We start from the raw sequence: 10,304 nt of genomic DNA on the forward strand, positions 1-10,304 counted from the left end.
CGCCTCCCGCCGCCTCGGCGGGCCCCCGCCACCGGAGCGGGCGGGTCCGCCGTCGACTCCCGCGTCGGCGTTGGCAGGATCGTCGTCCGCGGGGGAACCCGCAGGGCCGGTCTCACTCACCCAACCATTGTGGCCTACCGGTATCTGCGCTGGTCACAGGCGGCATTACCGTCGGCGGGCGCTGCCCCGCCCCCTCTGCGACCAGCCAACGCCTCCCCCGACCGAGCTCAGGCGGCCCCACCCCACGGGAGTCCCGCCGGCACCGGCCGGGGGTCGGGGACGGGAACCCAGCGCCCGTCCCGCTGCGCGTAGGACCAGGCCGGCCCCGAGGACGCCACGGCCCGCAGCGCGGCGAGCAGGCGCTCGACGTGCTCCTCGGTGCTGCCCAGACCCACGCTGACCCGCACGGCCCGTCGCCCGCCGGCCCCCGCCCGGGCCAGCAGGCGCTCGGTGGCGACGTGCGCGCAGAAGGCGCCGTCCCGCACCCCGATCCCGTACTCCGCCGACAGCACGGCGGCCACCAGCGCCGGATCGGTCCCGTCGACGCCGAAGCTGACGACCCCCACTGAGGGGCCGTTCCCGTCGAACAGCCGCAGCGGGCGCGTCCCGGGCACGGTCGCGATGCCCTCCCGCAGGGCCCGGGCCAGCCGGTCCTCGTGCTCGACCACTCCCCGCCAGTGTGCCGACAGCGTGTCGCAGGCCACCGCGAGCGCGTGCGCGCCCACCACGTTCGGAGTGCCGGCCTCCTGGCGCTCCACTCCGTCGGCCCAGGTCACGCGCAGGTCCGCTCCCACGGACTCCACGAGGGTGGACGCGCCACCACCCCGCAGGTAGGGCCGGGCCGACCGCAACAGGTGCGCGGGCCCCGCCAGCGCTCCGCAGCCGAAGGGCGCGTACACCTTGTGCCCCGAGAAGGCGAGGAAGTCCACGCCGAGGTCGGACACCGACACCGGCCGGTGGGGCGCCCACTGCGCCGCGTCCAGGACTGACAGGGCACCGTGGCGACGGCTGACCTCGGCCAGCTCCGCGACCGGCCACAGTTCACCGGTCACGTTCGACGCGGCGGTGAGCACCACGGCGACCCGGGCGCCGTCGGCGACCAGGGCCGCCAACTCCGCATCCGCCACGGCCACCGCCTCGTCCGCACTGCGCGGTGCACGGATGCGGCGCACCCGGTGGCCGCCCCAGGGCAGCAGCGCCGCGTGGTGGTCGGCGTCGAAGGTGACCACCACGGTCTCCGCCGGCAGCACGGCCGCGACCAGGTTCAACGCGTCCGTGGTGTTGCGGGTGAACACGACGTCGTGGTCGGACGGCGCGTCGACGAACCGGCGCACCGTCTCCCGCGCGTTCTCGTAGATCCGCGTCGACGCCTGCGACAGCAGCCCGGCTCCCCGGTGCACGCTCGCGTACCAGGGCAGGACCTCGTCAACGGCGTCCCGCACCGCCTGGAGGCAGGGTGCGCTCGCCGCGTGGTCGAGGTTCGCGTACGCGACGTCCCCTCCCGTCACCAGCGGAACGCGCAGGTCCGCGCCGACCACGGGCGGCAGGGCAGGCGCCGGGGACGCCACGCGGGACGGGCGGACGGTGGCGGCTGTGGACGACATGGCACGACCTCCTCGGATCCGGGGGACCCGGTGGGGAGGCCCCGCGCTTGCCCGACACCGCACGGGTCGGGCCTGGTCCTCACCCGGAGCACCCCACCGCGGAGGAGGGTTGCCGGCCAGCGAGCCGGGGCTTGGCGCTGGCGCTCATGACCTGGGGCAGAACCTAACCGCCGCCGCCCACGGTGTCCAGCGGTCCTCCCAGCAACTGGGAGCCGGCGAGAACCGCCCCGCCTGGCCCGCCACCCGGTGGCCCCGGCGGGCCTCTCCCCGGCACAGCCGGCCGCCCTCCTCGACGGCCGCTGGTGTCAGCCCCCGAGCAGGGTGCGCAGGCGGTGCGCGGCCGTCGCCTCGTCGAGGTCGACCACCAACCACTTGTCCCGACCGCGTTCACCGGCGGCCACCCGCACGGCCTGGCGGCGGACACCGAACGCGTCCGCCACCGCACGCCGGAGCGCCTCGTTGGCCTTGCCCTCGACCGCTGGGGCGGCCACCGCCACCACCAACGCTGGTCCCAGCGCCCCGTCCCACCTGCCGCCGACGGCGGTTCGCCGCGCGCCGGGCCTGACGCGCACCGCGAAACGGAACACGACGATCCACCTCCTCCTGCGAACGCCTCGACCACGCGCCCGCGCCAGCCCACCCTGCCCCGGTACGCCGGTGGAGCACGGCCGGGGTCCGCTTGGCGGCGTGGCTGGCCACCGGACCAGTGCTGCCACGTCAGGTCCGAGGGCCGGGGCACCAGGAGGCGGTCGGCCCCTCCGACGCAGGAGGACCAGCGCGCCCGACCAGGCACGACCGGACCCGGAGGTGGCGAGGGCGGTCCGGGAAGTGCGGCGGTCGACGGCGTGTCGCTCGGGCCGCTCCAGCACAGGCCGGAGGGCCGTCGCGGTGCGGCCGCCGGAGGTGGCGCTGGCCGATTTGTTTCAGTCAGCACTGATGCGACGAACCACACCAACACCCTCGGGCGTCCCGAACCGCGCCACCGGGGAAGCCCAGGGCGGGGACCACCGGGGGAGGCCCTCGGTGAGACGCTGCTCCCGAAGGGCCTCGACACACCCACGCGCACCCCACCACGGGTGCCGTGGGTGCGGGCGGCACCGCCGCGGGGCGACCAGGCGGATGCCGGGGTTCCGCGCCGGCCACCCACAGCCGGGGCGCCGGCCGGCTGTCTGCCGTCGGTCCTCGTGGCGGATCCACCGCCGCGCCGGAGCACCGCGCCGCTCCCCCGCACTGCCCCTGGCAGGAGGCTGCGCCCCCGCACGTCACCGAACGATCGGGCGGGCGGGCCAGCAGCCGTCATCCGCCGCCTCGGGCCGGGTCGATCGGCCCGGCCACGAGCCCGCCACCCGCCGGGACCGGGGCGCGGCCTCCCACGTCGCCGCCCCGGTCCGCTCTCCCTCAGGCCGGCACGACCATCCGCCCGCCGCCCCGGGCCAGACGCCGGGCCGACCACCGCGCCCCCGGGGACGGCGGATCCGCCCGACGGCTCACACCCTGGTCACGGAGACCCGCACCGAGGTCCCCTCGCCCACCGTGCCGGTGAGCGCCGTCGCGCCCTCCGCGATGGTGGTGGCCAGCGACACGGCCAGGGTCTCGCCCCGCACGAACTCCTCGTGGGCCGTCACCGCCGGCACCAGGTCCGCCGGCACCTCGACCGCCAAGGCGATCCGGTCGGAGACCTCCAGCCCCGCGTCGCGGCGCGCCTGCTGGACGACGCGGACCAGGTCGCGGGCGACGCCCTCGGCCGCCAACTCCGGTGTCACCTCGGTGTCCAGGGCGACCAGCCCGGCGTTGCCCGGCAGGGACTCGACGTCGTCGACGTTCTTGGCCAGCCGCTGCTCGTACTCCCCCGGCAGCAGCTCGACACCCGCGACGACCACCGTGCCGTCCTCGGACTCGTGCCACTCCCCCGCCTTGGCCGCGCGGATGACCTTCTGCACGTCCCGGCCCAACCGGGGTCCCGCCACCCTGGCGTTGACCGCGAGCTCGAAGGAACCGTACGCGCTGCCGTCGTCGGTGAGCTCGACCTCCTTCACGTTGACCTCGTCCTTGATGAGGTCGACGAACGGCGCCAACGCACCCGGGTCGGCCACCACGGCGGTCAGGCGGGCCAGCGGGAGACGAACCCGGCGCCGGGCCGCCTTCCGCACGGCCAGGGCCGAGGAGCACACCTGCCGGACCTGGTCCATGGCCGCGACGAGAGCGGGATCGGCGGGCAGCGCGTCCGCGTCCGGCCAGTCCGCCAGGTGCACCGACCGACCGCCGGTCAGGCCGCGCCACACGGCCTCCGAGGTCATCGGCAGCAGCGGCGCGACCACCCGGCACGTCACCTCCAGCACGGTGTGCAGGGTGTCCACCGCCTCCTGCGACCCGGCCCAGAACCGGTCGCGGGAACGGCGCACGTACCAGTTGGTCAGCACCTCCAGGAAGTCCTGGACCTCGGCGCAGGCCGAGGCGATGTCGTAGTGGTCCAACCGCTCGGTGACCCGCCGCACCAGGTCGTGGGTCTTGGCGAGGACGTAGCGGTCGAGGACGTGCTCGGAGACGTCACGCCCGGCGGCGGCCAGTTCCGCCCCGTCGACGTAGGACACCCCGGTCAGCGACTCCGCGTTGGCGTACAGCGACAGGAAGTACCAGGAGTTCCACAGCGGCAGCACCGCCTTGCGCAGCGACTCGCGGATCCCCCGTTCGGTCACGATCAGGTTGCCCCCGCGCAGGATGGGGCTCGCCATCAGGAACCAGCGCATGGCGTCGGAACCGTCGCGGTCGAAGACCTCGTTGACGTCCGGGTAGTTCCGCAGCGACTTCGACATCTTCTGGCCGTCCGAGCCGAGCACGATCCCGTGCGACACGCAGTTCCGGAACGCCGGGCGGTCGAAGAGCGCCGTCGCCAACACGTGCTGGGTGTAGAACCAGCCACGGGTCTGGCCGATGTACTCCACGATGAAGTCACCGGGGTGGTGGTGCTCGAACCAGTCCGCGTTCTCGAACGGGTAGTGCACCTGGGCGTAGGGCATCGACCCGGAGTCGAACCAGACGTCGAGGACGTCGGGGACCCGGCGCATGGTGGACCGACCGGTGGGGTCGTCCGGGTTGGGCCGGGTGAGCTCGTCCACGTAAGGGCGGTGCAGGTCGGTGAGCCGCACCCCGAAGTCCCGTTCCAACTCGTCGAGCGAGCCGTACACGTCCACCCGGGGATGGCTCGGGTCGTCGGAGACCCACACCGGGATCGGCGTTCCCCAGTACCGGTTGCGGGAGATCGACCAGTCGCGGGCACCGGCGAGCCAGTTCCCGAACTGCCCGTCCTTGACGTGCTCGGGGTACCAGGTGATCTCCTGGTTCAGCTCGACCATGCGGTCCTTGAACTCGGTCACCCGCACGAACCAGGAGGACACCGCTCGGTAGATCAGCGGGTTGCGGCACCGCCAGCAGTGGGGGTAGGCGTGGTCGTAGGTCTCGTGCCGCAGGAGCACCGCGCCCTGTTCGGAGGCGCCCCCGGTGCGGTCCCGCAGGTCGCGGATGATGTTCGGGTTGGCGTCGAAGACCTGCTGCCCCTCGTAGTCGGGCACCTCCGAGGTGAACCGGCCCCGGGCGTCGACCGGGGTCACCGGCTCGATGCCGGCGGCGTCGGTGACGGCCTTGTCCTCCTCGCCGTAGGCGGGGGCGATGTGCACGACCCCCGTGCCGTCCTCGGTGGTCACGTAGTCGGCGGCGAGCACCCGGTGGGCACCCTCCCGGCCGACGAAGTACGGGAACGGGGGCGCGTAGCGCAGCCCGAGCAACTCGGCGCCGCGGTGGCGGGCCAGGACGAGCGGGTCCTCGCCGAGTTCCCTCGCGTAGGCGGCCAGGCGGGCCTCGGCCAGGACGAACCGCCTGCCGTCCGACTCCACCAGCACGTAGTCGACCTCGGGGTGGACGGCCGTCGCCAGGTTCGCGGGCAGGGTCCAGGGCGTGGTCGTCCAGATGAGCAGGTGCGCGCCGTCGAGGGCGGAGTCGTTGCCGGTCAGGCGGAACCCGACGGTGACGGCCGGGTCCTGCCGGCGCTGGTAGACGTCGTCGTCCATCCGCAGCTCGTGGTTGGACAGCGGCGTCTCGTCCCGCCAGCAGTAGGGCAGCACCCGGTAGCCCTCGTAGACCAGCCCCTTGTCCCAGAGCTGTTTGAAGGCCCAGATCACCGACTCCATGTACCCGATGTCGAGGGTCTTGTAGTCGTTGTCGAAGTCCACCCACCGGGCCTGCCTGGTGACGTAGGCACGCCACTCGTCGGTGTAGCGGAGCACGGAGGAACGGCACGCCTCGTTGAAGGCGGCCACCCCCATCTCGTCGATCTGCGACTTGTCGGTGATCCCCAGCTGCCGTTCCGCCTCCAGCTCGGCCGGCAGGCCGTGGGTGTCCCAGCCGAAGCGGCGTTCGACCCGGTCGCCGCGCATGGTGCGGTAGCGGGGCACGACGTCCTTGACGTAGCCGGTCAGCAGGTGCCCGTAGTGCGGGAGGCCGTTGGCGAAGGGGGGGCCGTCGTAGAAGACGAACTCGTTGGCGCCGTTCTCACCCGCCGGCCGCGCCTCGACGCTCGCGGCGAAGGTCTGGTCCGAGGACCAGTAGTCGAGGACGGCGAGTTCGAGGTCGGGGAAGGAGGGCTGGGCCGGCACACCGCGCTGCTCCGGCGCGGTCGTGGTCCCGGCGGCCGAACCGTCGGCCTCGGCTCGCGGTGTTCCGGTGAGATGGACCCGGGGGTAGGCCATCGGTGTCGCTCCTTGCGGCGTCGTGACTGGCGTCCTGCGCACGGACCGGAGTCTCGGAGACTCCAGCCCCCACGGGGACGACGCGCACTCGCCGGCGCACCGCGGTACCACCCCGCTTGCCGCCGTCGCCGGTACACCGGCCGCGACGACCTCTCGTCTGGCTGTGACGGGCCCACCCGTCCGGTTCTACTGGGCGCCGCCCGGTGCGGCGCCGTTCTTCCGGAGGCTCCCCGGTGATGGCCGGATCAGTGCCTGTGACCACCAGCATAGCGAGCGGTCCCTTCGGCGACGCACACGGCTGCCCGCTGCCGGGCCGGTGCTGGCCGCCGCCCGGCGCCGCAGGTGGCCCACCGACCCCGGCCCTCGCACTTCAGGGTGAGACGCCCCCGAAGGAGCGGATACCGCTCACGGACGGTTCTCACCGAAAAGCGTGAACAGGAGGCGGCCGGGCGACCCCTGCGGGTCGCCCGGCGGACACCTGGCGGTCAGCCCACAGCAGTGGGAACTCGGGTCAGCCGGCCTCCGCCCGCGTGCCGAAGGTGTAACCGGACTGGGTCGCCCGCCCCTCGGGCACCGCGGAGCCCCGGTCCTCCAACTCGCGGAGCTGCGAGTCGAGCATCGTCTTCAGCCGGGTGCGGTACTCGCGCTCGAAGGTGCGCAGCACCTCGATCTGCTTCTCCAGGCTGTTCTTCTCCTGGGTGATGCTCCCCATCACCTCGGCGTGCTTGCGCTGGGCGTCCCGCTCCAGGCCGGTCGCCTTCTCCCTGGCCTGCCGCTCCAGCGTCTCGGACCTGGTCCTGGCCTCGGACACCATGGTCTCCGAGCGGGTCCTGGCCTCGTTGATCATGCTGTCGGCCTTGGTGCGCGCCTCCGACAGCAACTGCTCGGACTTCGCCCGTGCCTCCGAGAGCATCCCGTCAGCCTCGGTCTTGGCCTCACCGGTCAGCCGGTCGGCCATCTCCTGGGCGAGCCCCAGCACCTTGGCGGCCTGCACGTGGTGGTCGCCGCCCGGGGAGGTCTGCTCCATCGGGGTGGGCGGCGGGACCGGAGCGAGCCGGCGCGGCTCGTCCACCGGCCGGACCGCCGTCACCGACCCGGCGTTCGCCCTGGCGTCCTCCAGGTCCGCCCTGGCGTTGTCGAGCTGCTGGTCGAGCTGCTCGACCTGGTTGCGGAGCTCGTTGTTCTCCTCGATGAGCCTGGCGAGCTCGGACTCAACCAGGTCGAGGAAGGCGTCCACCTCGTCCTCGTTGTAGCCCCGTTTACCGATCGGGGGCTTGCTGAACGCGACGTTGTGAACGTCGGCGGGGGTCAGAGACGGCATGGTCAGATCACCTCACGCACTCCTCGACTCTGCGGCACCTGGGCTCCCCGTAACCCCGTGTGCTCCAGTCGAAACCTGTTAGGAAGGCACAACCAGTTGCATCGCGATGAAGACAACCAGCAGTAGCACCATAATCGACAAGTCCAGCCCCACGCCGCCGATCCGGACGGTCGGGATGAGCCGACGCAGCGCACGAACGGGTGGGTCTGTCACTGTGTAGATGGTCTCCAGCGCGACCGCAACCCCTCCGTTGGGTCGCCACTCGCGGGCGAACGACCGCACGAGCTCGACCACGATCCTGGCCATCAGCAGCAGCCAGAAGAAGAACAACACGTAGTACAGGACGATCCGGACCGCATCCACGCTCTTCACTCTGCCACTAGTCAGCCGCGGCCAAACAGCCCGCCCTCGGCGAGCTTCTTGCGCTGCTCGGCGGTGACGTCGACGTTGGCCGGTGAGAGCAAGAACACCTTCGTGGTGACCTTGTCGATCGACCCGCGCAGCGCGAACGCCAGGCCGGCGGCGAAGTCGACGAGACGCTGCGCGTCCGCGTCGGCCATCTCCGTGAGGTTGATGATGACCGGGGTCCCGTCCCGGTAGTGCTCCCCAATGGTCCTGGCTTCCTTGTAGGTCTTCGGGTGCAGTGTCGTGATCCTGCTCATGACGCTGCTCGCCGGCTCGGGCGCCGGGCGGATCCGGGTAACGGGTTCCCGCTGCGGGTCCACGGCCAGGGCTCCCCGGGTGGGGGCGTCCCCGCCCGACCACTGCCGGCGGGGCCAGGGCCGCTCCCCCTCGGCGGAGAAGTCCTCGTCGTCGTCCTCGAACTCGGCGGGGCGGTAGCCGCCTCGGTAGGAGCTGGAGCGGCGGCCACGGGTCGCGGTCCGGTCGCCGTAGGAGTCGTAGTCATCACCATCTTGGTACCCGTCCCGGTAGCCAGACGACGACTCGTCGTACGCCTCCAAGTCGTCGGTGGGGACCATTCCGAAGTAGGCCTTCAGCTTGTGCAACGCGCTCATGGACAGCCCTTCCCCGCCTCCCGGTCCGCCAGGCCGTCGGCCTCAGCTTCCCCCCGTACCACACGTCCCGACGGCCAGCTGACCGCCGTGGTTTCCCCGTCAACCTCAAGGCGAGGCTAACTTCCGGGTACCCAGCAGACCGGTTCCGACACGCACGAGGGTTGACCCCGCCGCGATGGCGTGTTCCATGTCCCCACTCATCCCGGCGGAGACTTCGGTGGCTCCCGGATGGTGGCGCTGGATCTGATCGGACACGCTAGCGAGACTATGGAACGCCGTCAGGGGATTGCCACCCAATGGCGCGACAGCCATCACGCCGCGCAGCCTCAGTTCACTCGTCTGGGCTATGTTCTCCGCGAGAACTGTCGCTTGCCCGGGTGGGCAACCACCACGGTCAGCGTCCTCATCGAGACTGACCTGGACGAGCACGTCGAGGGGACGGCTCCGGTGGCCCTGGTCGAGGGCGACCCGCACCCCGGCACGCAACGCCTCGACGAGCCGGGTGCTGTCGACGGAGTGGACGACGTCCGCCCAGCGCGCCACCGCCCTCGCCTTGTTCCGCTGGAGGCGGCCGACCATGTGCCAGGTCGGCCGGGGAACGGAGCGCAGCTCGGCGAACCGGTCGATCTTGGGCCGAGCTTCCTGGTCCCGGCTCTCGCCGAACTCGGTCAGACCGAGGTCGGCCAACAGCGCCACGTCCTCCGCCGGGAAGTTCTTCGTCACCGCCACCAGGCGCACCGAACCCGGCGCCCTGCCGGCGGCCCGCTCGGCGTCGGCCAGGCGACGGCGCACCGTCCGCAGTCGCTCCGCCAGCTCGCTGGCGCGGTCCTCGGTCACGGGTCAGCTCCGTTCGAACCACGTCACCGCGGCGAACCGCCCGGTGGGCGCCTCGCGCCGGTGACTGAACAGTTCCGGGGACTCCACGGTGCAGCGGGGGTCCGCGCCGACCCGGCCAACACCGGCCTCGGTCAGCTGCCCCAGCAGGCCCGCCCGGAGGTCGAGTCCGGGAGTACCCCGGCGCGTGCGGCACGCCGTGCCCGGGACGTGCCGCTCGACGTCGGCGCGCATCGCCTCCGGCACCTCGTAGCAGTCCCCGCACACCGCCGGCCCCAGCAGCGCCTCGACGTCGCCCAACCGGGCTCCGGCGCGTTCCATCGCGGCCAGGGCAGCCGGCAGCACGCCGACCCTGGTGCCGATCCGTCCCGCGTGGACGGCGGCCACCACCCCGGCGACCGGGTCGGCGAGCAGGACCGGCACGCAGTCGGCCACCAGGACCACCAGGGCCAGTCCGGGTTCGGCCGTCACCAGGGCGTCGGTCGCCTCCACCGGCTGCGCGCGCGGTCCCTCGACGGTCGTCACACCTCGGCCGTGCACCTGTTCCATCCACACCAGGCGGTCCGGGGGCAGGCCGAGCTCACTGGCGAGACGCCGGCGGTTCGCCGCGACGGCGGTCGGGTCGTCACCGACGTGGTCCCCCAGGTTGAAGGCCTGGTAGGGCCCGGAGGAGCGGCCACCCTCCCTGGTGGTCACGATGCGGCGGACGCGCACGTGTCGGTCTTCCCTTCGCCCGGGTGTCGCACTGTCGAGAGTGATCTTAGGAAGGGCCGGGGCGCCCCGGCCC

At 72.7% G+C, this 10,304-nt stretch carries 8 protein-coding genes and 1 riboswitch; all 8 genes read right to left on the minus strand.

Translation table 11 applies throughout. The annotated features are described in order from the left end of the window. Positions 1 to 227: 227 nt before the first annotated feature. Positions 228 to 1,604, minus strand: coding sequence for an aminotransferase class V-fold PLP-dependent enzyme (locus tag ACTIDRAF_RS0208330; protein ID WP_016698276.1), 1,377 nt, complete (start codon positions 1,602 to 1,604; stop codon positions 228 to 230). Between the two features lie 38 nt (positions 1,605 to 1,642). Further along, positions 1,643 to 1,756: riboswitch (SAM riboswitch) on the minus strand. Between the two features lie 153 nt (positions 1,757 to 1,909). Further along, positions 1,910 to 2,191, minus strand: coding sequence for a DUF167 domain-containing protein (locus ACTIDRAF_RS0208335; protein WP_016698277.1), 282 nt, complete (start codon positions 2,189 to 2,191; stop codon positions 1,910 to 1,912). A 900-nt stretch (positions 2,192 to 3,091) separates the two neighbouring features. Next, the gene (ileS, locus tag ACTIDRAF_RS0208340; protein ID WP_016698278.1) at positions 3,092 to 6,346 is read right to left on the minus strand and encodes an isoleucine--tRNA ligase; all 3,255 of its coding nucleotides are present in this window, start codon (positions 6,344 to 6,346) and stop codon (positions 3,092 to 3,094) included. A gap of 511 nt (positions 6,347 to 6,857) precedes the next feature. Continuing rightward, complete coding sequence (gene wag31 / locus ACTIDRAF_RS0208345) at positions 6,858 to 7,667, minus strand: DivIVA-like cell division protein Wag31 (protein WP_016698279.1); 810 nt, start codon at positions 7,665 to 7,667, stop codon at positions 6,858 to 6,860. A 78-nt stretch (positions 7,668 to 7,745) separates the two neighbouring features. Continuing rightward, a complete protein-coding gene (locus ACTIDRAF_RS0208350; protein ID WP_026065904.1) occupies positions 7,746 to 8,030 on the minus strand; it encodes a YggT family protein in 285 nt (94 codons plus the stop codon). A gap of 20 nt (positions 8,031 to 8,050) precedes the next feature. Continuing rightward, positions 8,051 to 8,683 carry a cell division protein SepF gene (locus ACTIDRAF_RS0208355; protein ID WP_016698281.1) on the minus strand — a complete coding sequence of 211 codons (633 nt, stop codon included), beginning with the start codon at positions 8,681 to 8,683 and terminating at the stop codon, positions 8,051 to 8,053. A gap of 105 nt (positions 8,684 to 8,788) precedes the next feature. Continuing rightward, entirely contained in the window at positions 8,789 to 9,520 is a 732-nt protein-coding gene (locus ACTIDRAF_RS0208360; RefSeq protein WP_016698282.1) for a YggS family pyridoxal phosphate-dependent enzyme, read from the minus strand. 3 nt (positions 9,521 to 9,523) lie between these two features. Further along, complete coding sequence (pgeF, locus tag ACTIDRAF_RS0208365; RefSeq protein WP_016698283.1) at positions 9,524 to 10,231, minus strand: peptidoglycan editing factor PgeF; 708 nt, start codon at positions 10,229 to 10,231, stop codon at positions 9,524 to 9,526. Between the last annotated feature and the right edge of the window lie 73 nt (positions 10,232 to 10,304).

This window comes from Actinoalloteichus spitiensis RMV-1378 (assembly GCF_000239155.1).
Lineage (GTDB): Bacteria > Actinomycetota > Actinomycetes > Mycobacteriales > Pseudonocardiaceae > Actinoalloteichus_B > Actinoalloteichus_B spitiensis.